Annotated in this window: 21 protein-coding genes and 1 pseudogene; 9 read left to right on the forward strand and 13 right to left on the reverse strand. The window is 73.9% G+C overall.

From position 1 onward, the window contains the following. Positions 1-97 precede the first annotated feature (97 nt). The 5 genes from ABZ836_RS22605 to ABZ836_RS22625 form a co-directional block, all read right to left on the reverse strand. Entirely contained in the window at positions 98-970 is an 873-nt protein-coding gene (locus tag ABZ836_RS22605; RefSeq protein ID WP_361144814.1) for an SDR family oxidoreductase, read from the reverse strand. Positions 971-1112: 142 nt separating this feature from the next. Beyond that, a complete protein-coding gene (locus tag ABZ836_RS22610) occupies positions 1113-1316 on the reverse strand; it encodes a cold-shock protein (RefSeq protein ID WP_030189287.1) in 204 nt (67 codons plus the stop codon). A gap of 300 nt (positions 1317-1616) precedes the next feature. After that, positions 1617-4292 (reverse strand): FG-GAP-like repeat-containing protein, encoded by a 2676-nt coding sequence (locus ABZ836_RS22615; RefSeq protein ID WP_356136644.1) that lies wholly within the window; start codon positions 4290-4292, stop codon positions 1617-1619. 336 nt (positions 4293-4628) lie between these two features. Then, positions 4629-5252, reverse strand: a complete 624-nt coding sequence (locus ABZ836_RS22620) for a flavin reductase family protein (protein ID WP_356136646.1) — start codon at positions 5250-5252, stop codon at positions 4629-4631. Between the two features lie 334 nt (positions 5253-5586). Next, positions 5587-6024, reverse strand: coding sequence for a MarR family transcriptional regulator (locus ABZ836_RS22625; protein ID WP_356136678.1), 438 nt, complete (start codon positions 6022-6024; stop codon positions 5587-5589). Between the two features lie 198 nt (positions 6025-6222). On the opposite strand from ABZ836_RS22625, the gene ABZ836_RS22630 reads away from it, so the two are divergent. Both ABZ836_RS22630 and ABZ836_RS22635 read left to right on the forward strand, forming a co-directional pair. Next, a complete protein-coding gene (locus ABZ836_RS22630; protein ID WP_356136648.1) occupies positions 6223-7395 on the forward strand; it encodes a PP2C family protein-serine/threonine phosphatase in 1173 nt (390 codons plus the stop codon). A gap of 268 nt (positions 7396-7663) precedes the next feature. After that, a complete protein-coding gene (locus ABZ836_RS22635) occupies positions 7664-9451 on the forward strand; it encodes a PP2C family protein-serine/threonine phosphatase (protein ID WP_356136650.1) in 1788 nt (595 codons plus the stop codon). A 577-nt stretch (positions 9452-10028) separates the two neighbouring features. On the opposite strand, the pseudogene ABZ836_RS22640 reads toward ABZ836_RS22635, so the two are convergent. Further along, positions 10029-10481 (reverse strand): annotated as a pseudogene (locus tag ABZ836_RS22640) (MarR family transcriptional regulator); the annotation flags it as partial. A gap of 200 nt (positions 10482-10681) precedes the next feature. Here ABZ836_RS22640 and ABZ836_RS22645 point away from each other — a divergent pair. The 6 genes from ABZ836_RS22645 (at position 10682) to ABZ836_RS22670 (ending at position 16531) form a co-directional block, all read left to right on the forward strand. Continuing rightward, the gene (locus tag ABZ836_RS22645) at positions 10682-10822 is read left to right on the forward strand and encodes a hypothetical protein (RefSeq protein ID WP_361144819.1); all 141 of its coding nucleotides are present in this window, start codon (positions 10682-10684) and stop codon (positions 10820-10822) included. A 33-nt stretch (positions 10823-10855) separates the two neighbouring features. Further along, positions 10856-11302, forward strand: a complete 447-nt coding sequence (locus tag ABZ836_RS22650) for an NfeD family protein (protein ID WP_356136652.1) — start codon at positions 10856-10858, stop codon at positions 11300-11302. 32 nt (positions 11303-11334) lie between these two features. Continuing rightward, entirely contained in the window at positions 11335-12402 is a 1068-nt protein-coding gene (locus tag ABZ836_RS22655) for an SPFH domain-containing protein (protein ID WP_356136654.1), read from the forward strand. A gap of 208 nt (positions 12403-12610) precedes the next feature. Further along, complete coding sequence (locus tag ABZ836_RS22660; RefSeq protein WP_356136656.1) at positions 12611-13495, forward strand: ABC transporter ATP-binding protein; 885 nt, start codon at positions 12611-12613, stop codon at positions 13493-13495. Next, positions 13492-14484, forward strand: a complete 993-nt coding sequence (locus ABZ836_RS22665; protein WP_356136658.1) for an iron-siderophore ABC transporter substrate-binding protein — start codon at positions 13492-13494, stop codon at positions 14482-14484. The genes ABZ836_RS22660 and ABZ836_RS22665 overlap by 4 nt, the downstream gene beginning before the upstream one ends. Positions 14485-14488: 4 nt before the next feature. Further along, positions 14489-16531 (forward strand): iron ABC transporter permease, encoded by a 2043-nt coding sequence (locus ABZ836_RS22670; protein WP_361144825.1) that lies wholly within the window; start codon positions 14489-14491, stop codon positions 16529-16531. Between the two features lie 42 nt (positions 16532-16573). Here the strand turns inward: ABZ836_RS22670 and ABZ836_RS22675 are convergent, their stop codons facing one another. The 6 genes from ABZ836_RS22675 to ABZ836_RS22700 all read right to left on the reverse strand — a co-directional run bounded on the left by ABZ836_RS22675 (position 16574) and on the right by ABZ836_RS22700 (position 21143). After that, positions 16574-17224, reverse strand: coding sequence for an SUKH-4 family immunity protein (locus ABZ836_RS22675; RefSeq protein ID WP_361144828.1), 651 nt, complete (start codon positions 17222-17224; stop codon positions 16574-16576). Positions 17225-17294: 70 nt separating this feature from the next. Beyond that, positions 17295-17711, reverse strand: coding sequence for a YeeE/YedE thiosulfate transporter family protein (locus ABZ836_RS22680; RefSeq protein WP_361144831.1), 417 nt, complete (start codon positions 17709-17711; stop codon positions 17295-17297). Continuing rightward, entirely contained in the window at positions 17711-18394 is a 684-nt protein-coding gene (locus ABZ836_RS22685) for a YeeE/YedE thiosulfate transporter family protein (RefSeq protein WP_361144834.1), read from the reverse strand. The genes ABZ836_RS22680 and ABZ836_RS22685 overlap by 1 nt, the downstream gene beginning before the upstream one ends. Then, positions 18391-18906 carry a hypothetical protein gene (locus ABZ836_RS22690; RefSeq protein WP_361144837.1) on the reverse strand — a complete coding sequence of 172 codons (516 nt, stop codon included), beginning with the start codon at positions 18904-18906 and terminating at the stop codon, positions 18391-18393. Before ABZ836_RS22690 ends, ABZ836_RS22685 begins: the two co-directional genes overlap by 4 nt. Positions 18907-19387: 481 nt before the next feature. Continuing rightward, entirely contained in the window at positions 19388-20434 is a 1047-nt protein-coding gene (locus tag ABZ836_RS22695; RefSeq protein ID WP_361144840.1) for a medium chain dehydrogenase/reductase family protein, read from the reverse strand. Positions 20435-20579: 145 nt separating this feature from the next. Further along, entirely contained in the window at positions 20580-21143 is a 564-nt protein-coding gene (locus ABZ836_RS22700; RefSeq protein ID WP_361144843.1) for a TetR/AcrR family transcriptional regulator, read from the reverse strand. Between the two features lie 264 nt (positions 21144-21407). Between ABZ836_RS22700 and ABZ836_RS22705 the strand changes: the two genes are divergently transcribed. Further along, a complete protein-coding gene (locus tag ABZ836_RS22705; protein ID WP_361144846.1) occupies positions 21408-21959 on the forward strand; it encodes an SRPBCC family protein in 552 nt (183 codons plus the stop codon). A gap of 94 nt (positions 21960-22053) precedes the next feature. On the opposite strand, the gene ABZ836_RS22710 is transcribed toward ABZ836_RS22705, so the two are convergent. After that, the coding region (locus ABZ836_RS22710) for a ricin-type beta-trefoil lectin domain protein (RefSeq protein ID WP_361144849.1) at positions 22054-22763 on the reverse strand (710 nt) is incomplete at its 5' end.

Here is a 22763-nt window from a genome sequence, read left to right on the forward strand (position 1 = left end):
GCATCCGCGCATCCCCGCATCCCCGCATCCGTCGGCAGGGTCGTCCGCGGAGGCGCCGCGCGGTGGAAGCGCGCGGCGCGGCCCCCGCCAAGGGGCGTCAGGCGGGGAGGAGGCCGTGGAGGGCGCGGGCGACGGTGTGGGGCATGGGCGTGGTGGGGCGGGCCAGGAGGGTGGAGAGGTCGGGGGTGGTGCGGGAGAGCTCGCCGCGGGCGATGGAGACGTCGGCGCCGGCGAGGAGCGCGGCCGCCTCCTCCGGCAGGCCCGCCCCCACCAGCGACGCCATGTACCCGTCGTAGGACAGCGCCCGGTACGGGATCGCGCGCCCCGCCCTCGCCCCGACCTCGGCGGCGTACTCCGCGAGGGACCACGCCGTGTCGCCCGTGAGCTCGTAGGTCCGGTTCGCGTGCTCCGCGGCGTCGCCCGTCAGCACCGCGACCCCCGCCGCGGCGTAGTCCGCGCGGGAGGCGGAGGCGACGCGGCCGTCCCCCGCGGCCCGGGCGAGGACCCCCAGGTGCAGCACCAGCGGCAGCTGCTCGGTGAAGACCTCCGTGTACCAGTTGTTCCGCAGCAGCGTGTACGGCAGCCCGGAGGCGAGCACCAGGCCCTCGGTGCGCCGGTGGGCGTCGGCCAGGCGGGACGTCAGCGCTCCCGGCGCGCTGGTGTACGCCAGCAGCGCCACGCCCGCGTCCGTCGCCGCGTCGATCACCGCCCGGTGCTGGGCCACCCGGTCCGCGGTGGGGTCGTTCGCGGAGATCAGCAGCACCCGGTCGTCCGGCCGGAACACGGCGGACAGGCTGTCCGGGACGTCGTAGTCGGCGACGGCGAGCCGCACGCCCCGTGCGGCGAGCGCCGCGCCCTTCTCCCGGCTCCGCACCACCGCGACCACCCGGTCCGTCGGGAGCCGCTCCAGCAGCCCCTCGATCACCAGCGTGCCCAGACTCCCGGTGGCCCCGGTCACAACCATGCGCATGGGCACAGGATCCCCCGGCCGCCCGGCCGGCGCGCAAGCACCCCCGCGAAAGATCCGGGGCGGATCCGGGCACGACGCGGGCCGGGCCCGCACTCACGTGGAGTGCGGGCCCGGCCGGATGCTGCGCGGTGCGCGGTACGCGTCAGGCGGGGGTGATGTTCTCCGCCTGCGGGCCCTTCTGGCCCTGCGTGACGTCGAAGTTCACGCGCTGACCCTCCTGCAGCTCGCGGAAGCCGGAGGCGTTGATGTTCGAGTAGTGGGCGAAGACGTCGGCGCCGCCGCCGTCCTGCTCGATGAAGCCGAAGCCCTTTTCCGCGTTGAACCACTTCACGGTGCCGGATGCCATCTGAAATCTCCTTGTGGGCAGTTTCCGAGCCACACCTCGTGACCCGGGGTCGCTGCTCTGGCAATATCCGGAAAAGAAAAAGAGTGTTCCCGTAGACGTAAAGGTCGTCTGAGAACACTCAAGAAGTCTCTGGTAACCAAAACTGCAACTGGCACCACCGTAGCACAGGCCGCCGGCGATATGTCGAGCCTTCCCGGAAAGAACATTCGTCCGTGAATTCTTGCGTGCACAGGAATAAATAACGCCGGGCCGGGGAAGCGACGCGCGCTTCCCCGGCCCGGTGCGGTCACGACCGCGGACTCACGGCTGCAGGGTCTGGCCCAGGTGCCCGCCGGACGGGGTGCCCAGCGTGCCGTTGCCGTAGTAGACGCCGCCCGTGGTGGAGACGCCGGCGCTGCCGGAGTCCAACTGGAGGACGGTGCCGGTGTAGGAGTCCTCGCCCTCCACGCCGATGGCGAGGTCGGCGCGGCCCCAGCCGGACAGGTCCTGGAGGACCACGGACGAACCGAACCGGTCGTTGGTCTCGGTGGCGCCGCCGATGCCCGAGGTGTCCTGGGTGTAGCCGAGCGCCCCGGTGCCGGTGAGGCCGGAGGAGCTGCCCTTCAGCAGGAACACCATGCCCGCGTCGGCGCGGTTGCCGCTGCGGGAGATGTCCTCGCGCGGCGCGCCGGTGAGGACGTCCGCGTAACCGTCCAGGTTGTAGTCGCCCGCCGACACCGACCAGCCCATGGCGTCGCCGCTCTCGGCGGAGCCGGGGACGCCGGAGGTGTCCTGGTGGACCGTCTTCATCCCGGTGGTGGTGAACCCGGTGGAGGTGCCCGGGACGACGGTGACCTGGCCGCCGGCCTTGGCGCCGGACTCGGCGGTGTACGGCTGGCCGATGACGATGTCGTCGTAGCCGTTGCCGTTGACGTCGCCCGCCGCGATGGAGCGGCCGCCCTTGACGGACAGGACGCTGACCTTGGTCAGGCCGGTGGCGGAGCCCTTGAACCAGGTGACCCGGCCCACGGAGGACTGGTCGCGGTAGTTCAGGGCCACGTCGGCGTAGCCGTCGCGGTTGAAGTCGCCGGTCGCCGAGTCCAGGTAGGCCACGGCCGAGGTGGAGCCGGTCAGCTTGCCGGTCTGGGTCTTCCTGCCGGTGATGCTGGTGGCCCAGACGCCTCCGCCGCCGGTGCCGGCCGAGAACACGTCCGCCTTGCCGTCGGCGTCGAAGTCGCCGACCGCCACGGTGGAGCCCAGCTTCGCGCCCGCCTTGTTCACGGGGTCGGCGACGAACTCGGTGCGGGTCAGCGTGGGGCCGTACAGCACGGTGAGCGCTCCGGCGTCCGCGCCGGCGGAGCCGTCCTCGCCGGGGGCGCCGACGACCAGGTCGGCGTGGCCGTCACCGTCCACGTCGCCCCAGGCGCTGGCCGCGCCCCAGTTGTCGCCGGCCTCCGAGGCGCCGACCACACCCGCCGAGCTCTGCGAGATCACCTTGCGGAGCGGTCCGTCGGGGCCGTCGGTGGAGCCGGGGACGACCACCACGCTGCCCTTGCCGCCGGACGCCCGCGGGATGCCGGCCACCAGGTCGGTGACGCCGTCACGGTTGAAGTCGGCGGTCGGGACGGCGGCGTTGCGCAGCGGGCTCGCCGCGATCCGGCGGATCTCGCCGAGCTTGTCGTACAGGGCCTCGCCGGGGCACGCGGTGTTGTAACCGTCGCGGTGACCGGAGATCACGTCGAGGTTCGCCGGCTCGTCCTTCTTCCAGACGCCGGTGTCGGCGCCGGCCTTGAGGGTGACCTTGCCCGTGGGGTTGCCGCCGTACTGGCCCAGCTTCCACGCGGCGATGCGGGCGGCCGACTCCAGCGCGGCGCGGGTGGGCCTGGCGGCCGGCTTGCCCTCCTCGCCCTCGAAGTCGCCGAGGAAGGCGATGCCGGTGGAGTAGGTGTTGAAGCCGTAGGTGTGGGCGCCCAGGACCGGGAGGTCGGCGCCGCCGCTGCGGCCCTCGAAGATCTGGCCGCACTTGTCGACCAGGAAGTTGTAGCCGAGGTCGTTCCACCCGTTGGTCCCGATGTGGTACGCCATCACACCGCGCACCAGGGCCGAGGACTCCGCGCAGCTGTAGCTGTTGGAGCCCACGGTGTGGTGGACGAAGACCGCCTGGACCTTCTCGATGTAGTCGGACGGGTCCTCGACGGTCGATTCGTCCGCGCCCCACTGGGCCCGGCTGATGATCGGGGGCCGGGTGACCGTGGACGGCGGCGCGGTCGGCCTGACGACCGGCGGCTCCGTCCCGCTCGGCTCCTCGGAGGGGGTGCTCGGCTCCGCGGTCGGCGTCGGGCTCCCCTCGGCGGGCGGCGTGGTGGCCTCGGCCGGCGGGGTGGTCCCCTCGGCGGGCTGCGTCGGCGGGTCGGTCGGCCCGGGCGCCGTGGGCGAGGGGCTCTCGCCGTCCTCGTTCGTGGCGCCGAAGGCGACGGGCTCGAACCGGACGTCCACCGACCTGGTCTCCGCGGTGGTGACCACGCCGGGGTCGATCATGTTGACCTGCATGCCCTTGGGGATGGCCTCGGTGGTGCCGTCCTCGCGGACGACCTGCACCTCGACGCCGTCGGACGGACCGACCCAGAGCGGCTCCGAGGCGCCGCGCATCGCGGCGGTGGGGTCCTCCGGCGGGGACAGGTGGAACTCGAGGTCCTGCCAGGCGGACCAGGCGCCGGTGTCCGCGTTGCGCGTGCGGACCTGGGCGGTGCCGTCGAACTGCTTCTCGGCGGCGTCCCAGGAGACGCCCAGCATCGAGAAGAGCTTGGTCCCGGTGCGCGGGAGTTCCTTCTCCGCGTTGTCGCCCGGCAGCGGCAGGTCGTAGACCCGCACCGGGCGCTTGTCACGCGCCTGCTCGGCCGGGGAGGCGGATGCCGGCGGGTCGGCCATGGCGTAGGTCGCCACGCCACCGCCGCCGAGCAGCACGGCGCCCAGGGTGACCCAGGCTCTGCGCTTCATGCTCAGCGGGCGGTAGGCATGTGCTGTACGACGTCTCAAAACTCCTACCTCACGTCTGTCGACGCCTTGGTGCGTCGGGTAGGAGGCGGGCGGAAGAAGCGGACGGCGCACCGCGCGGATGCGGGTCGGCGCCTTCGCCTCGGCGGGCGCGCGTGGTACGCGCCCGTGGAAATCCCTCCCGGCCTCATGTACATGACTGCGCAGGCGTGTCAAAGGTTGTACGGGAGACGGTGGCGATCTGCCGGTGCGCCGGGGACGCGGGGGATTTCCGGAGGATCCCGGCACGAGGCCGGGCCTCCGCGGCCGGTTCGCCGGTGCCGCCCGCCCCGCGGGCGGTCACCCGGCGTGGGCGGCGGCCGTCTCCGAACGGAATCCGTGGCCGACCTCGGGCGAAAGGCCGTGGTAGTGCCGGAAGTTGTAGATGAGCGGATTCCACGCGCCGGGGTCGACGTGGTGCGTCCCGGGGACCACGATCCGCCGGTCCGCGTGCACCCGCAGGACCTCGCACTCCACCGCGAGGAAGCTGCCCCGCCCGCCCGGGTGCAGCGCCGTCGCCCTGGCCTCCAGCTGCAGGCCGCACTCCTCGACCCGCGGCGGCCCCACCAGGTCGGAGGCGCGCGGCGTCAGCCCGGCGGCGGCGAACTTGTCGGGTTCGTGGCGGTACACGGCCCGCTTGCTCGGGGGCACCGGGTCCTCGCCGGTCAGCGGCGCCAGGCGCTCCACCCGCTCCCACAGCTCGGGAGAGGCCACGTTGACCACCACCTCCGGCCGCTCCGCCAGGTTCCGCGCCGTCCGGCTCTCCACGCCCAGGCCGAGGACCAGGTGCTGTCCGAGCGCCCAGACGGAGGAGACGGGGGCCAGGTTGGCGGTGCCGTCCCGGTTGCCGGTGCTGAGCAGCACCACCGGGGTGCCGAAGTAGAGGACGGTGGGCCGGATCACCTGATGCGTGTCGTGCGTCATGCCCGGAACGCTAGGAGCCCGACGGTTCGGCCACTGCCGAACCGTTACGCCTCCTCGGGTCGCGGTGCACCGCACGTCGGTCCGCGCTGCGCCGCTCGGAGACATGACGCACATGCCCTGACAGAACGGACCGGAGCGGGGTAACAGGATCCCGACAAGGGCTGTCGGACGAATTGTTGCCGTTTGACAATAATAGCCATCAGGCAACAAAGTAACCGTGTCGGACGTGCGCGGGGAAGGACCTGGAATGCTCCGGTCGACGGATGCGTCGAAGGCCCCGGGCGCCCGCGGGGAGCCGAGGCCGAAGGGTGGCGGAGGAACCGCGGACGGCGGATCAGGCGGTGCGGCTGCCGGACGCCGGGGCGTCGTCGTCGAGTATCTGCGTCGCCGCGGTGGCGCAGAACGCCTCCAGCCCTTCCAGCAGGGCCACCCGCTTGGCGGCGGGCATGTCGGCCAGCACCTTCCGCAGCTCCCGCTCCCGGCGGCTGCGCAGGTCGGCGAGGAAGGCGTGCCCCCGGCTGCTGAGGTGCAGCCGGACCTCGCGCCGGTCCTCGGGGCTCGCCACCCGCTCCACGAAGCCGGCGGCCTGCAGCCGGTCGCACAGCCTGCTCGTCGAGGGCGGGGTCGAGGCCAGGGTCTCGGCGAGCGTGCGCAGCTTGATGCCGTCGTGGTGCTCGAGGATGTGCAGCACCCGCAGCTGGGACGCGGAGGTGGGTGCCGTCGAAGCGCGGCCCCACACGACCTCCAGCAGCTCGACGGCCGTCGTGGTCACGCGTGCGACCTCGTCGGGCTCGGGGCGGCGGAAGGCAGTCACAGTCACACTCTCGCAGGCGCTGGGATGCCTGTCAGCGTACTAGGCGCTCCCGCGGGCGGCAGGTGACCGATGGCAACCGACGCGGTGGGGCCCGGCCCCCGGCCTCAAAGGAGGGCGCGCACGTCGCCCGGGGAAGGAATGGTGAGTATTTCCCTCATGGACAGATTCGTGGCCGTTGAACGCGCAATGCGCACAGCGGCTCCCCATGCGTTGCTCGACGCCACGCGCACCGTGCTGCGGGAGCAGTACGGCGCCGAGGAGGTCGAGCTGTTCATGGCCGACTACGGAGTGAGCGTGCTCCAGCCGGTGTCGGTGCTGCCGCACACCCTGGAGCCGGTCTCCGTGTACAACAGCGCGGAGGGCCGGGCCTTCGGCTCGCAGCGGCCCCATCGTGAGGAGCGGCGCGACGGGCGGGTGCGCCTGCACCTCCCGGTCAGCGTCCGCGGCGACCGGCTCGGCGTGCTGAGCGTGACCCTTCCCGACGGCGACGCCGTCCGCCGTTGGGAGGAGGAACTGGCCGAGATCGCCCAGGTGCTGGGGCACGAGGTGATCGTGGCCGAGCGCGACACCGACCTCTTCATGCAGGCCCGCCGGGTGGACCGGCTCACGCTGGCCGCCGAGATGCAGTGGCACATGCTGCCGGGCCGCTCCTGTTCCCGCCCCGAGTACGAGCTCGGCGCCCAGCTGGAGCCCGCCTACGCCATCTTCGGCGACAACTTCGACTGGGCCTCCACCGCCGACCGTCTCACGCTCTACGTCACCAACGGCATGGGCGAGGGCATCGAGGCCTCCCTGCTGACCAACCTCGCCATCAGCGCGCTGCGCAACGCCCGCCGGGCCGGCATCCCCATCGCCGACCAGGCGGCCCTGGCGGACCAGGCCGTCTACGCCCACTACCGGGGGCGCTGCTACCTGTCCGTCCTGATGTTCGACTTCGACCTGGCCACCGGCCGGGCCGGAGTGGTGGACGCGGGATCCCCCCGGCTGCTGCGGCTGCGGGACGGCTCGGTGGAGCCCGTCACCTTCGACGCCCAGCTGCCGCTGGGCATGTTCGAGGAGACCGACTACGTGGCCCAGGAGTTCCAGGTGGAGTCCGGCGACCGGCTGGTCTTCGTCAGCGACGGGGTGCACGAGGTGGCCTCCCCGAAGGGTGAGCCCTACGGTGACACGGCTCTCGCCCGGGCGATCCAGTCCACCCGGCTGCTGCCCGCCGCGGAGGTGCCGCGGGCCATCCTCCGGGAGCTGACCGGGCACCGTGGTCAGCGGATCCCGGAGGACGACGCCCTGGTGGTGTGCCTGGACTGGTACGGAAGGCCTGCCGCAGCGTGACCAGGCAGGCCGGTGGATTGTGGCGATCCGGTGTCGGCCCGCTCACACGGCCTCGCGCTGACAGTTGCCATGCGGCAATAATTGGTGCGACGCCTGCCACGAGGCCGGCCGTCCGTGCTCGCGACGGGGGGACGACGCCGTGGCGGAGCACGACGGGGCTCAGGAGAGGGCGCGTGAACCGGGCGGACCACCCGGTGAGGGCGCCACGACGTTGTCCGCGCGACCACGCTCCGGCGGGCCGCGCCCGCCCCCGACCCATCGGATGCCCATGACGACAGCTCGAGCAGAGGTCCGGCGCATCGCCTCGGTCGCCGACGCGGCCCGGGCCCGTGCGGCCGCGGCGGGCATCGCCGGCGACGGCGGGGCCTCGGCGCCCGACCGGGCCCGCTTCGTGACGTCGCTGGCCGAACGGCTGCGACGCCGCCTCGACGAGGGCGGTGAGTGGGAGCTGCGGCTCCGGGTCCGCCCGAGCGGCGCGGGAGGCGCCCGGCTGGACGCCTGGCTGCGGCGCGCCGATGCCGCCCCGGTCCCGGCCCCCGACGACGAGCCCGACCTCAGCTGCCCGCTGCAGCGCCTGCCCTCCCGGGCCGCTCCCGACGATCCGCCGCTCGCGGAGGCCCTGTTGGGGGCCGACGAGGACACCGCCGCCGTCCTCCACCTGCTGGACGAGCAGGAACACCTGGTCCGGCTGCACCGCGAGGAGCTCAACCAGACCAACCGCGGTGTGCTGGCCCTCCACTCCGACCTGGAGGCGGCCGCGCTGGCCCAGCGGGACCTGCTGGACGCCGAGCGGACCACCCGGGCCGAGGCCGAGCGCGCCCAGCGGCTGCAGTCCTTCCTCGGCGAGGCCAGCGCCGCCCTCACGGCCTCCCTCAGCCGCACCGTCATCCTGCGCCGCCTCTCCGACCTGCTGGTCCCGGAGTTCGCGGAGCACCTGGAGGTCTGGCTCTTCGACGAGGAGGAAGAGGAGGAGCACGAGGGACGCGCCCGCCGCGTCCGGGACCACTCCGCCGCCGCGGTGGCCGCCGCCCGCACCGGCCGCCCCCAGTACGCCGCCACCCATCCCGGCGGCCTGCCCGGCGTCGACGACCTGCCGCCGTCGGTGCTCTTCCCGCACCGGCCGCTGCTGGCCGTCCCGCTGACGGCGAGCCGCCTGCTGGGCGTGCTCACCCTCACCGCCCCCGGGCCGCGCTTCGACGCCGACGTCCCGGTGATGCTGCTCGAACTCTCCCGCCGCGTCGCCGTCGCCCTGGACAACGCCTACCGCTACGAGCAGTACCGCGACACCGCGGAGGCCCTGCAGCGCGCCCAGCTCACCGAACTCCCCACCCCCGACGGGCTGTCGCTGGCCGCGCGCTACCTGCCCGCCACCCGCGGCCTCAACATCGGCGGCGACTGGTACGACGCCTTCCTGCAGCCCGACGGCAGCGTGCTGGCCGTCATAGGCGACGTGACCGGTCACGGACTGCACGCGGCCGTCCTGATGGGCCAGTTGCGCACCGCGCTGCGCGCCTACGCGGTGGAGAACGCCAGCCCCGCGGCGATCCTCACCCGGCTGCACGGCATGCTCCGGCACCTCCAGCCCGACCTGTACGCCACCGCGATGATCGCGCGGTTCCGGCCCGGCGAGCCGGAGGTCGTCTGGGCGTCGGCCGGTCACCCGCCCGCCGTGGTGCGCGCGCCCGACGGCGAGGTGCGGGTGCTGGCCGCGAAGCCGGGCGTGATGCTCGGCATCCCGGTGCCGTTCGTCCACACCGACCACCGCGTCACGCTGCCCGCCGGCTCGTCGCTGGTGATGTACACCGACGGCCTGGTGGAACGCCGGGCCCAGGGCATCGACCCCGGCATCGCGCGGCTGTGCGGCACGCTCGGCGAGATCCCGCCGCCCGAGCTGGAGCAGGACGCGGAGGCCGCGGCCGACGCGCTGCTCAAGCCGCTGCTCCACGACTCGGAGGGCGACGACGACGTCTGCCTGCTGCTGTGCCACGTCCTGCGGCCCACGGGGGTGCCCACCCAGCGCGGCGGTTCGCCGGAGGGCCGCGTGGTGCGGTCCTGACCCGCGCGGCCTGCGGCGCCGCCGCGGGGGCCGGGGACACAGCCAGGGCTCGAGGGCTACGGCTCGGCGGCTACGGCTCGGGGGTGCCGTCCTGGCCGGGGCCGGGGCGCGGGCCCGAGCCGGAGCGTGGGCCGGAGCCGGAGCGTGGGCCGGAGCCGGAGCCGGAGCCGGGGCTGGAACCGGAGCCGGCGCCGGGGCTGGAACCGGGGCCGGAGCCGGGGCGCGGGCCTGTGCCCGGGCTGGAGCCGGAGCCGGAGCCGGAGCCGGAGCCGGGGCTGGAACCGGGGCCGGGGGTGGCGTGGTGGGGCGGGCCCGGGCGGGTGGGGGGCGCGGGGTTGCCCCGGTGCGGGTCGGCCGGGCCGGGCGCGGCGCGGAGGGGGTCGGGCTCGGCGGTGCCGGCCGGGGCGGGGCTGTCCCGGGCGGGGCGCGGATCGGCGGTGACGGTCGAGGCGGTGTCGTGGGCCGCGGCGGTGTCGCCGGCCGAGGCGGTGCCCCGGGACGGCGTGCCGGCGGGGGCGGGGACCGCGGGGTCGCCCGGGGCCGTGTCGGCGGGGTCGCGCGGGGCGGGGGCGGGGTGGGCCGCGCGGAAGGCGAGGAGGCCCCGGCGGAGTTCCTCCCGCTCCGCGGGGGTCATGCCGGCGAGGACCGCGGCGAGCGCCCGGGACCTGAGGTCGGCTATCTCGGCCAGCACCTGCCGGCCGTGACCGGTCAGGGCCAGCCGCACCTCGCGCCGGTCCTGCGGGTGGAGCCGCCGCTCCAGCAGCCCCGCCGCCTCCAGCCGGTCGCACAGCCGGCTCGCCGTGGGCGTCCCCGCCTCCAGGCTCTCCGCCAGCGCGGTCACGTTGAGGCCCGGCTCCGCCTCCAGGATCCGCAGGGCCCGCAACTGGTGCGGCGACAACCGCAGGCTCGCCCCCTGCGCGGCCACCGACCACAACTCCGCCAGACGGTCCACGGCATCGGCGATCCGCCGCGCGACGGACAGGAACTCGTCACGCGGCCCACCCGGCCCACCCGCACGGAGACCACCCATACCCACCCCACTCGCCGTACCCCGAGGAGCGGCGGCCCAACATCGCCGCACCCACCGACCTGGATGCCTTTATCCATCCGTGATCACGGCGCGGGGACCGGCGGCGGGTTTCCCGCGGTGATACTGCCCCGACGCCCACCACCGCGAGGACCCCCGCATGCGACGCCGCACGCCCGGAGTCCGCGGAGGGCCCCGAGGACGTGGTGGCGCTGACCGGCGGGTACTTCCTCGACAGCCGGCCCCGCCTGGTGCTGCTGCCGGGCGGGCCGTCCGGGCTCGACACCCGCGCCACGCGGTCCGTGGACCCCGGCTCGCCGCGTCCCTCCTCGCCACGGAGGTAGCGTGGAGGGGAGGCCCCGAAGGAGGGCAGTGCGATGCCGTGGTACCTGTGGCTGCTCACCGCCGCGGTGCTGGGTGTCGCGGAGTTCTTCACCCTCGCGCTCTTCCTCGGACTGCTGGCGGCCGCCGCGCTGGTCGCCGCCGTCGTCGCCGGCATCGGCGTCGGCACGGTCGGACAGCTGGTGGCGTTCGTGCTCGCGGCGGCGGCGGGTCTCGTCGTCGTCCGCCCCGTGGCGATGCGGCACATGGCGCGCCGACCCGTCGCGCGGGAGGGCAGCGACGCGCTGATCGGCAGACGGGCCGAGGTCGTGCAGGAGGTCACGGCCACCCGTGGCCTGGTCAAACTCGCCGGTGAGGAGTGGTCGGCCCGTGCCCTCGACGACAGCCTGGTGATCCCGGTGGGAGCGCTGGTCGACGTCATGGAGATCGAGGGCGCCACGGCCGTCGTCCACCCCCGTGACCTGCTCCCCGGAACCGGCTGAGCCCACAGCAGCGGAACAGCAGCGGAGGCGTTGTGGATCCCGTCGTCGTCCCCATCCTCGTGGCGGCCCTGGTGGTCGTCTTCCTGGTGGCCGCCACCGTGCGGATCGTCCCGCAGGCGCGGCGCTACAACATCGAACGGTTCGGCCGGTACCGCCGGACGCTGCAGCCGGGGCTGAACCTGGTCGTGCCGGTGGCGGACCGCATCAACACCAAGCTGGACGTGCGCGAGCAGGTCTACTCGTCCGACCCCCGGCCGGTGATCACCGAGGACAACCTCGTGGTGAACATCGACACCGTGCTCTACTTCCAGATCACCGACCCGCGGGCGGCCGCCTACGAGGTCGCCGACTACCTGCAGGCGATCGACCAGCTGACCGTCACCACGCTGCGGAACGTCATCGGCAGCATGGACCTGGAGCGCACGCTCACCTCGCGCGAGGAGATCAACTCCCGGCTGCGGGCCGTCCTCGACGACGCCACCGGGAAGTGGGGCATCCGCGTCAACCGCGTCGAGATCAAGGCCATCGACCCGCCGCACACCATCAAGGAGGCGATGGAGAAGCAGATGCGGGCCGAACGCGACAAGCGGGCCGCCATCCTGCACGCCGAGGGCGAGCGGCAGGCCAAGATCCTCACGGCGGAGGGCACGAAGCAGAAGGACATCCTGGAGGCACAGGGCACCCGGCAGGCGATGGTCCTGCGGGCGGACGGCGAGGCCAAGTCGGTGGAGCTCGTCTTCGAGGCCATCCACCGCAACGACGCCGATCCGAAGGTGCTGGCCTACAAGTACTTCGAGACGCTGCCGCACCTGGCGAACAGCGACAGCAACACGTTCTGGGTGATCCCCGGGGAGCTCACCGAGGCGGTCCGGACCGTCAGCCGCGCGTTCGACGGCCACGCGACGGCGGGCGAGGCCCCGCAGGACGGCCCGCGGCGGCACGACCGGAGCCCGGGGGCCGGCGGCGGCCCGCGCGGCGCCGCCGACGCGGTCGCGGCCGCGGACGAGGCCGGGAAGCAGGCCGCCGCGGCGGTCGACGACGCCAAGGCCGAGGCGGAAGCCGCCCGCTCACCCGGTGCGGGCCGCACCCCGGGCGCCTGACCTTCCGCCCCCGCGGTGACGGACGCGGTCGCGGGTCGCGGAGCACCGTTCCGGCCAACTTCCGTATCCCGCAGGGGAGTTCGCATGCCCGGCATCGGGTGCCGGGGGCCTGACGGCGCGTCGGGAACGTTCCGCCCGCAGCCCCGCCAAACCAAGCGATATCGAACCGCAACCGACGGACAGTTTAGGTTAGGCTAACCTCGCTTCTGTGAGAGCCGAAGAGACCTCCCTGGTCACACCCCCGCGCGGGCACCGACTCACGGCGACGGACGTCACCGTGGCCTACGACGGCGCCCCTGTCGTCCATCAGGCCGACGTCACCCTGCGGCCGGGCCGGGTCACCGTCCTGGTCGGGCCGAACGGCAGCGGCAAGTCCACGCTGCTGCGCACGATGGCCCGCCTGCAGCGGGCGCGCGACGGCGCCCTCACCCTCACCGACGAGCAGGACGGCGGGCAGCGGGAGACCGACGCCCTCGCCCTGACGCCCCGCGAGTTCTCCCGGCGCGTCGCCCTGCTGACGCAGTCGCGCCCCACCCCCACCGGGCTCACCGTCCGCGACGTCGTCGAGTTCGGCCGCTACCCGTACCGCGGACGCTGGGGCAAGGCCGACCCGGGCGGCCCCGCCGCCGTCGACCGCGCCCTGGCGCTCACCGGCACCACCGCCCTCGCCGACCGCGGCGCCGAGCACCTCTCCGGCGGCCAGCTCCAGCGGGTCTGGCTGGCCGGCTGCCTGGCCCAGGAGACCGGCGTCCTCCTGCTCGACGAGCCCACCACCTACCTGGACCTGCGCTACCAGGTCGAACTCCTCGACCTGATCCGCGAACTGGCGGACGACCACGGCATCGCCGTCGGCGTCGTCCTCCACGACCTCGACCAGACGGCCGCCGTCGCCGACCGGGTCGTGCTGCTGCACGAGGGCCGGATCGTCGCGGACGGGGAGCCGGCCGAGGTCCTCACCCCGGACCGGCTGACAGCGACCTACGGCATCCGCATCGACGTCGACACCGATCCCCTCACCGGCCACCTCCGCACCCGCGCGGTGGGCCGGCACCACACCCGCTCCACGCCCGAAAGGCTCACCCCCTCCTCATGAAGCGCCACCTCCTCGTCGCGGCCACCGCCGCCGTCGCCGCCCTCTCGCTGAGCGCCTGCGGCACCACCGAGCCCGCCGCCGACGCCAAGGACACCAAGAAGTCCGAGGCCATCACCCTCACCGACGCCGCCGGCACCAAGGTCGAGCTCGACGGCCCGGCCACCAAGGTCGTCGGCACCGAGTGGAACGTCGTCGAGAGCCTGCTCACGCTGGGCGTCGAGCCGACCGGCGTCGCGGACGTCAAGGGCTACGGCCTGTGGAACAGCGCGGCCCCGATCAAGGGCGAGCCCAAGGACATCGGCACCCGCGGCGAGCCCAGCATGGACACCGTCGCCGCCCTGGCGCCCGACCTGATCGTCGCCACCACCGACCTGCCCGAGGCCGCGGTCAAGCAGCTCCGCGACATCGCCCCCGTCCTCCAGGTCCGCTCCGCCGACGGCTCCGGCCAGGTCGACCAGATGCTGGAGAACGTCGACCTCATCGCCGAGGCCACCGGCACCGAGGACAAGGCCGAGCAGGTGCGCGAGGAGTTCGACGCCAAGCTGGCCGAGGGCCGGAAGGCCCTGGAGGAGGCCGGGCTGGCCGGCGAGGGCATCGCCTTCGCCGACGGCTACGTGACGTCCAACCAGGTCTCCGTGCGCCCCTACACGGCCACCTCCCTCATCGGCGAGGTCAACACCGAGCTGGGCCTGAAGAACACCTGGACGATGAAGGGCGACGAGTCCTACGGCCTGGCCGCCACCGACGTCGAGGGCCTCACCAAGCTCCCGAAGGACACCCACTTCGCCTACATCGGCAACGACGGCGACAAGAACGCCACCCCGTTCGCCGAGGGCGGCGTCCTCGCGGACAACGCCGTCTGGAAGTCGCTCCCCTTCGTCGAGAACGGTGACGTGCACCGCCTCGACGACGGCATCTGGATGTTCGGCGGTCCCCGTTCGATGGAGGCGTACGTCGACGCCCTCGTCGCCTCGCTGACGAAGAAGTAACGCCATGGCCGTCACCGCACCCAGACCCGCCCCGGCGACCGCCGCCGCGGTGACGGCCGCACTGGCCCTGCTGGTCGCCGTCCTCGCCGCCGTCGACGTCACCCAGGGCACCGCGACGGCGGGCGCGCCCGAGCTGTGGAAGGCGCTCACCGGCGCCGCCTCCCCCGGCGACGCGTCCGTGGTGATCGCCTCGCGGCTGCCGCGCATGACCGCCGGCCTGCTGGTCGGCGCCGTGCTCGGCATGGCCGGCGTCGCCCTCCAAGCCGTCAGCCGCAACGTGCTCGCCTCCCCGGACACCCTGGCCGTCAACGCCGGGTCCTACCTGGCGCTCGGCGTGGCCGCCGTCACCGGCGTCTCCCTCCCGCTGCTCGCCTCCTCCGGCATCGCCTTCGCCGGCGGCCTCGCCGCCGCGGCGGTCGTCCTGTCGCTGTCCGGCCTCGGCGCGGGCACCGTCCGCCTCGTCCTGGCGGGCAGCGCCCTCGCCCTGGGCCTGACCGCGGTCACCCAGGGCCTGCTGCTCCTCTTCCCCGAGCAGACCGAGGGCCTGTACGCCTGGAACCAGGGCTCCATCGCCCAGAACGGCTTCGGGGGCGTCGTCCAGATGGCGCCGATCGCCGCCGTCGGCCTGATCGGGCTGCTGCTGACGGCGCGGCGGGTCGACGCGCTCGCCCTCGGTGACGACGCCGCCCGCGGCGTCGGCGTCGACGTCCGCACCACCCGGGTGACCGTGGTGGTGCTGGCCTCCCTGCTGTCCGCCGCCGCCGTCACCCTCGCCGGGCCGATCGGCTTCGTGGGCCTGTGCGCCCCGGCGCTGGTGCGGCCGCTGGCCCGCCGCGTCCGCGCGTTCGGCCGGCTGCGCGGTGCCGTCCCGCTCGCCGGCCTCACCGGCGCCGCCCTGGTCCTCGGCTCCGACGTCGCGCTGCGCGCCGTGGTCCCCGACGACCTGTCCGTCGCGGTGCCGACCGGCGTGGTGACCAGCCTCGTCGGCGCGGTGTTCCTGATCGTGACGGCGACCCGGCTGCGCGACACCGCCGAGTCCGCCGCCCCGGACCGCCTGCGGCCGCGCAGCCGCCGGGTCTTCCTCACGGTGCTGACGTCGCTGGTCGTCCTGCTGGTGGGCGTGGTCGTCGCCGGCGTGCTGCTGGGCGACGCCAAGCTCCTCCTCGGCGACGTCGTCAACTGGGCGCAGGGGCGGTCCGGCCGGGCCGTCACCTTCGTCCTCGACACCCGAGTCCCGCGGGTGGGCGCCGCCCTGCTGGCGGGCGCGGCCCTCGCGCTGGCCGGCACGCTGGTGCAGGCCGTCACCCGCAACCCGCTCGCCGAGCCGGCGGTGCTCGGCGTCACCAACGGCGCCGCCCTCGGCGCGGTGCTCCTGGTGACCTCGGTGCCGCTCGTCGGTTCCTGGGGCGTGGCCGGAGCGGCGTTCGCGGGCGCGGCGGTGGCCTCGGTGGTGGTGTTCGGCCTCGCCGCCAAGGGGGGCTTCCGGCAGAACCGGCTGGTCCTGGTCGGCATGGGCGTGGCCACCGCCACGACCTCGCTGATCAGCCTGATCATCGTCCTCACCGACCCGTACAACGCCACCAAGGCGCTGACCTGGCTCTCCGGCTCCACCTACGGGCGGACCTTCCCGGACCTGGTGCCGCTGGCCGTGGTGCTGGCCCTGGGCATCGCCGTGTCCGCCGCCCGGCGCACGGAGCTGGACCTGGTCTCGCTGGACGAGGACACCCCCAAGCTGCTGGGCATCGGCCTGTCGCGCGAACGCCTGACGCTGCTGGTGCTGAGCGTGCTGCTCAGCGCGACGGCGGTGGCGGCGGCGGGCGCCATCGGTTTCGTCGGTCTGGTCGCCCCGCACGCGGCCCGCGCCCTCGTCGGCCGCCGCCACGGCCGCGTGGTCCCGGTCGCCGTCCTGCTGGGCGCGGTGCTGGTCTGCGCCGCCGACCTCCTCGGCCGCACGGTCATCGCCCCCGCCCAGCTGGGGGCGGGCCTGATGACCGCGCTGATCGGCACGCCGTACTTCCTGTGGCTCCTGGTCCGCAGCAGGGGCTGACGGCCCGTCCGCCCGGGTCCCGGGGGAGCGCGCGGAGCGGGGTCACCCGTACAGCGCGCGTCCTCCGGGGCTGCGGGCCGTGAAGCGCTGCCCCATGGCGATCTCCTCGCCGACGACCGACCAGGGGGTCTCGTCGTCCTGGAAGGGGAGCGGGTCGACGGCGCCCGTCTCCCGGCGGATCCGCTCCACCTCGCGCTCCAGCAGTGCGAGGCCGGACTCCTCGTCGCCGCCGAAGGTGAACTCCTCCAGCAGGCGCCGGAACCGGGCGGCGACATGGACGAGGGAGGAGACGTCCGTGTGGAGTCGCCGCGCGGTCTCCTCGTCGCGGTCGAAGGCGTACACCGCGCCGGACGCGGGGTCGAGGGCGAGGGGCGCGTCGAGCAGCCGGCCGATGACGGGCCACCCGCCCGCGCCCTCCGGGACGTCCTCGACGTCCTCGAGGTGGACGGAGTCCCGGACGAGCGGCAGCCGCCCGGAGTCCTCGCGGGGCCGGTACAGCGTGACCGCCCCGGTGGGGACGCCGACGTCCCGCAGGAGGCGGGCGCCCTCGGTCTCCGCCGCCTCGGGCGGGAGGGCGGTCGCGGGCACGGTCGCGACGCCGCCCTCGCCGAAGACCGCGACGAGTTCGCCGCGGGTCACGTCGAACAGGGCGTCCGGAGCGGGGGCGGGGCCGCGCGGGGGAAGCTGGGGCATCACGGACCTCTCGCGGTGACGGGCCGACCGGATCACCCTAAGGGGGAGGGGCCCGGCGGCCCGGTCCGCGTCACAGCCCGCAGGAGCCGCGGTCGAGCAGGAAGTACCGGCCGTTGGCCCACCGGCACAGCCGGATGCCGACGACGATCCCGGCGATGGTCACCACGGCGGGCAGGTACCCTCCCGCGACCTGGACGATCGGGATGGCCGGGCACCCGCCGGAGATCGCCCAGCCCGTGCCGAACAGGACCGCGCCCGGCACCACACCGGCGTGGACGCGCCCCGGGGTGCGGCGGACCCGCAGCAGCGCGAAGACGCAGACGATGATCGCGACGGCGCCCGCGAAGGCGAGGAACATGCGCAGGTCCTGGAAGGTGAACATGCGGTTCAGCTCGGCGTAGTCGCCGAAACCGATGCCGGCGACGGTGAAGCCGAGACCCAGTCCGACGACGATGTTGGTCAGCAGGATGCCGCCCCGGGTGCGCATCAGATCACCTTCCACAGGAGGAACGACACCGCCGAGGCGGTGCCGAAGAACACGGCGGTCGCGATCATGCTGACCGGGTGCAGCCGGCCGCAGCCGTTGAGCCCGTGGCCGGAGCTGCACCCGCCGGCCAGCCGGGTGCCGAAGCCCACCAGCACGCCTCCCAGGAACAGCAGGGCGACCATGGTGAGCGGGTCGCCGGTGACCAGGTCCCGGAAACCGGGGCCCATGTCCAGGCGGAGCTGGAACCGGCCGGAGCCGACCGCGGCGATCGCTCCGCCGATGAAGATCGACACCAGCAGGGCGGCCTGGGTGACCAGCGGGGCGGGCCTCAGGCCGGCCGGGCTCCTCCTCCGGCGCCGTCCGCCCGTCGCCGGACCGTCGTCCACGTCGGGCCCGTACACGGCGGACGTGCCGGGACCGGTCCGGAACTGCTCGGGACCGGTCCCGAACCGCTCGGGACCGGTCCGGAACCGCTCGGGGGTGGCCGCGGCGAGCGCCTCGGCGAGAGCACGCTCGTCCGCGAACGCCTCCTCCTCCCGCTCGAGACGGCGTTCGCTGCGCCAGTGCAGCACGCGGTCCCACGCCGACGACACTCCGAAGGACCGGTCGGTGGCGACGGTGTGGGCGATGGTGACCAGGGCGAGCCCGACGGCTCCCGCCCACCAGGGCCAGTAGGCGCTCATGAGGGGCTCTTCATCCAATCGACCAGCCGGGCCCACCGACCGCGCTTCGCGCGGGGCGCCTGCCGGGTGTCCCGGGCGGCGTCGTCCGGTGCCTGGTGCGCGTAAGCCGGTGCCGCCTGCCGTTGATACGGGTCCGCGGCCGCCTGATACGGGTCCGCGGCCGCCGGGGGAACGTTCGCGAACCAGGCCCCGGCCTCCCCGGCCGCGGCCCGGTAGCCCGACGGTTCGGCGACCGGTCCGGGCGGCGCCGGCTGCGACCAGGCGGGGGCGGTGTGCGTCCGGCCCGGGCCGGCCATGCCGGGCGTGCCCGCGCCGGCCGGGTCCTGGAGGTGCCGCGCGCTGTGGCCGTTGGGCAGCAGGCTGATGGGCACGGGTTCCCCGGTGAGCGACATCTGGTAGCGCGCGCAGTCCCCCCAGCGGTCACCGCTGTCGCAGTAGTAGTCGCGCCAGCCGCGGAGGCTGGATCTGAGGAGGGGGAAGAGCGGGCATCCTGCGGCGTGCGGGCAGGCCACGTGGCTCCTTTCCGACCGGCGCCGCACCACCCGTCCCGGGGTGGACGGATGCCGTTCTCGGTTGTCGTCCTTGCCGCCCCCGAACCGCTTCGAGAAGCCTCGGGGCTCGCGGGCATGACGCCGCGTCAGCGACAGCGTCGCCATGTCCACGCCGGATGCAACCACTGTTCCGCCGCCGCGGGCAACGACCCCCACAGCACGCCCACTTCACTCACGAATCGGCCCCAAGGCGGCCCGAAACTACGGGTCCGTGTGCACGCGGCGTGGGCGCACGGCGCGTGCACACGGCGGCGGCCGGACCGGCGTCCCGGCGTCCCGGCGTCCCGGCGTCCCGGCGTTCCGGCGTTCCGGCGGAGGGCGGGGGGCGGGTGGCGGGTGGCCGGGCGCCGAACCCGCGCTCCCCGCGCGGAAGGCGACGGCACCCGCGCCGGTCCGCGCTCGTGACCTGTGGTTCTTCCGTGCAGGTCCGGTGAGGCGGACGTCAGGGCACCAGCACGACCTTGCCGACCACGGTGCCCGATTCCGCCAGCCGTACCGCCTCGGCCACCTCGGCGAGCGGGACGCGCGCCGCGACCTGGGGGACCAGTTCCCCGGAGGCCAGCAGCGCGAAGACCTGCCCCAGATCGGCACGCAGCGCGGCGCGGAAGGACGCGAGCCGGCGCCGTCCTGCCCAGATGTTGTAGAAGTGGGCGCCCTTGCCGTTGGGTAGGGCGTTCCAGAGCATGAGCCGGGCGAACAGCTTGAGGACCGGCGCCTTCGATGAGCCCTGGACGTCGCGGGTCGAGGCGGTGCCGTAGGAGACGAGGGTCCCCCGGGCGGCGAGGAGGCGGTAGGAGGCGAGGATGCCCTCGCCGCCGACGTGGTCGAACACCGCGTCGTACCCCTGCGGGGCGTTCGCGCGCAGCCGGCGCTCGAGGTCGGGGGCGCGGTAGTCGACGGGTTCCGCGCCCAGCGCCCGGACGGCGTCGTGGTGCTTGGCCGAGGCGGTGCCGACGACCCGGGCGCCGGCGATGCGGGCGAGCTGGACGAGGGTGGAGCCGACGCCGCCGTTCGCACCGTGCACCAGGACGACGTGTCCGGCCCTGACCTTAGCGAGGCGGTGGAGCATCTGCCAGGCGGTGATGCCGTTGACCACGAAGGTCTCCGCCTCGGCCGGGTCGACCGACGCCGGTACCTCGACCAGGTCGCCGGCATCGACGGTGACCTGACCGGCCCAGCCGCCGGTCTTGGTCAGGGCGGCGAAACGCCGCCCCAGCAGCTCCTCGGACACGCCCGCTCCCACGTCGACGGCCCGTCCGACGAGGTCGTAGCCCGGGACAAAGGGGAAGGGCGGCTGGTCGTAGTACTTGCCGCGCCGCATCTGCTGCTCGGCGAAGGAGACACCGGCGGCCTCCATCGCCAGGACGACCTGGCCGGGGCCGGCCGGGCGGGCGGGCCGGGTGCGGAGCCGGATGCCGTCCGGGTCGACGACGCCGGGCAGCACGGCCTCGGTGACGGTCGGCGCGGCGGGGCGGGAGGTGTCGGGCATGAGCTCGCTCCAGGTGAGGTGAGGTGAGGTGAACTTCAAGGAGGATTCGGCTCCGGGGTGACTGTGTGGTTGAACACTCACTCCCGGCGCCGAAGAAGAGGCGGCCACGGGACCTGTGTCGCGGGGCCGCCGTCGGCCGGGGGTGTCAGTAGTGCGCGATCCCGGTGGTCAGGGTGCGGGTCCAGGGCGCCGATACCGCCTCGGCGTCGATGGAGACCAGCAGGTGGCAGAGCATCCCGAGGGCGAAGAACTGCTGGACCTGCTCCTCGCTGCCGCCCGAGGCGCTCCGGACGTACTCCACGGTCCGGGCGTACCCGGCCCGCACCGCCTCCCTGATGGCGGGTTCGGAGACGGCCGCCGCCTGCGCGTGCAACTGGACGAGCATGAGGTCGTTGTCGCTGATCAGGCGGGCGTAGGCGTCACCCATCGAGGCGAGGACGGCCTCGGGGGAGGCGCTCGCGGCCTCCGCCGCGCCGCCTTCGAGGGCGGCGCGGACGCGGACGAAGCAGTGGTCCACGACCGCGGTGAACAGCGCCTCCTTGTTCGGGAAGAGGCGGTAGACGTAGGCCTGCGAGATGCCGGCGGCCTTCGCCACCTCGGAGGTGGTGGTCCCGAAGTATCCCCGGGCCGCGAAGGCGCCGATGGCTGTACGCAGAACCGTCTCCCGGCGCTCCTCGGCCGTGGACAGCTGGCGACGCTCTGTCTTCATGTGAGTACCTAATCACTCACTGACGCTCGCGGTCAAGCGTGAAGGGGACGGGCGGCCTCAGGGGTGAGGCGGCGTCCTCGCCTTGACCTCCCTAGCCATGAGTGATTAGCTAATCACACATCGGCCGAGACGTCAGCGCCCGGCCTGGTTCCCACCCGTCCTCCTTCGCCCGTGCCCCGCCCCTCCCCCTCCGCAGATGTCGGAGTCGGGGGCGCGGCCAGCAAGTGAGTGACCAACCACTCTATACACCCCAAAGGAAGCCCGATGCTTGCCTTCACCACCGCACTCCTCACCGCCCTGCCCCTGACCTTCGGCGGGGTTGACCCCGCACCGGTGGGGATCGACGAGGCGGCTCCGGTGATCACCCGGGACGACATCGTCATCGACGCGCCCCTGAGCCGTGTCTGGCGCACTCAGACGGACGTCGAGAACTGGCCCGCCTGGCAGCCGGCGGTCAGTTCCTCGGTCAAGCAGACGCCGGGGGCGCTGCGCCCGGGCTCCTCCTGGGTGTGGTCCACCGAGGGTCTGAACGACATCGCCTCGACGGTCGAGCAGGTGCAGCCGAAGCGCCGCATCGTCTGGGGCGGACCGGCCCAGGGGATCACGGCGGTGCACGTGTGGACCTTCACCAAGACCGAGGACGGCGTCCACGTCCACACCGAGGAGTCCTGGACCGGGGATCCCGTCAGCGCCAACACCGCGTATCTCCAGGAGGCGTTGGACGAGTCGCTGGACGACTGGCTGCACAACCTCAAGCGGGAGTCCGAGCGGGAGTCCAAGCGGAAGTCCGGGCCCGGGAGCCGGGTGCGTCCCTGACCGACGCCGGCCGGCGGGTGGGAACGCTGCCCGCAACCAGCAGTGCCCGACCCGGTGGAACCGGGTCGGGCACTCCGCTCGGGTCGTGCGTGGCTCAGCCCTGGGTCCAGCGCTGGTTGCTGCCGCCGGAGCAGGAGTAGAGCTGGATCTTCGTTCCGTTGGCGGTGCCGGTGCCGGTGGCGTCGAGGCAGAGGCCGGACTGGACGCCGGTGATGGAGCCGTTGGAGTTCAGGCGCCACTTCTGGTTGTCGCCGCCCCAGCAGCTGTAGATCTGCACCTTGGCGCCGTTGCCGGTGCCGGCGGCGTCCAGGCACTTGTTGCCGTAGACCCGGAGTTCACCGGTGGACGTGTGCGACCACTGCTGGTTGGCGGCGCCGTTGCAGTCCCACAGCTGGATCTGGGTGCCGTCGGTGGTGCTGCTGCTGGGCACGTCCAGGCAGCGGCCGGAGCCGACGCCCTTGATCTGCCCGGATCCCGAGGTGGGCGGCGGGGAGGTGGGCGGCGGGGTCGTCGGGTCCGTGCCGGGCGAGCCGCTGTTCAGGGCGTTGAGGACCGCGGTGTACGCGGGCTTCTTGCTGCCGTCGTTGTTGAACAGCAGCGGGGTGTCCCCGGACCGCCAGGAGTCGCTGTCGCGCACGCCCCAGACGGTGACGCCGATGCAGCGCGGGACGGCCAGGCAGTCGTTGACCACGCTGGCGTAGGTCGTGGCGGAGGCGCCCTGGATGTCGAGTTCGGTGACGGCCACGTCGACGCCGAGGGCGGCGAAGTTCTGCAGGGTGGTGCGGAAGTTGCTGTTGTAGGGGC

Origin of the sequence: Streptomyces sp. NPDC047130 (assembly GCF_040643475.1) — a bacterium.
Lineage (GTDB): Bacteria > Actinomycetota > Actinomycetes > Streptomycetales > Streptomycetaceae > Streptomyces.

Bases quoted from the DNA above. Each gene is read 5' to 3' on its own strand.
- ABZ836_RS22605 (WP_361144814.1), bottom strand. From the start codon at position 970: ATGCGCATGGTTGTGACCGGGGCCACCGGGAGTCTGGGCACGCTGGTG.
- ABZ836_RS22610 (WP_030189287.1), bottom strand. From the start codon at position 1,316: ATGGCATCCGGCACCGTGAAGTGGTTCAACGCGGAAAAGGGCTTCGGC.
- ABZ836_RS22615 (WP_356136644.1), bottom strand. From the start codon at position 4,292: ATGAAGCGCAGAGCCTGGGTCACCCTGGGCGCCGTGCTGCTCGGCGGC.
- ABZ836_RS22620 (WP_356136646.1), bottom strand. From the start codon at position 5,252: ATGACGCACGACACGCATCAGGTGATCCGGCCCACCGTCCTCTACTTC.
- ABZ836_RS22630 (WP_356136648.1), top strand. From the start codon at position 6,223: ATGGACAGATTCGTGGCCGTTGAACGCGCAATGCGCACAGCGGCTCCC.
- ABZ836_RS22635 (WP_356136650.1), top strand. From the start codon at position 7,664: ATGACGACAGCTCGAGCAGAGGTCCGGCGCATCGCCTCGGTCGCCGAC.
- ABZ836_RS22650 (WP_356136652.1), top strand. From the start codon at position 10,856: ATGCCGTGGTACCTGTGGCTGCTCACCGCCGCGGTGCTGGGTGTCGCG.
- ABZ836_RS22665 (WP_356136658.1), top strand. From the start codon at position 13,492: ATGAAGCGCCACCTCCTCGTCGCGGCCACCGCCGCCGTCGCCGCCCTC.
- ABZ836_RS22670 (WP_361144825.1), top strand. From the start codon at position 14,489: ATGGCCGTCACCGCACCCAGACCCGCCCCGGCGACCGCCGCCGCGGTG.
- ABZ836_RS22675 (WP_361144828.1), bottom strand. From the start codon at position 17,224: ATGCCCCAGCTTCCCCCGCGCGGCCCCGCCCCCGCTCCGGACGCCCTG.
- ABZ836_RS22680 (WP_361144831.1), bottom strand. From the start codon at position 17,711: ATGCGCACCCGGGGCGGCATCCTGCTGACCAACATCGTCGTCGGACTG.
- ABZ836_RS22685 (WP_361144834.1), bottom strand. From the start codon at position 18,394: ATGAGCGCCTACTGGCCCTGGTGGGCGGGAGCCGTCGGGCTCGCCCTG.
- ABZ836_RS22695 (WP_361144840.1), bottom strand. From the start codon at position 20,434: ATGCCCGACACCTCCCGCCCCGCCGCGCCGACCGTCACCGAGGCCGTG.
- ABZ836_RS22700 (WP_361144843.1), bottom strand. From the start codon at position 21,143: ATGAAGACAGAGCGTCGCCAGCTGTCCACGGCCGAGGAGCGCCGGGAG.
- ABZ836_RS22705 (WP_361144846.1), top strand. From the start codon at position 21,408: ATGCTTGCCTTCACCACCGCACTCCTCACCGCCCTGCCCCTGACCTTC.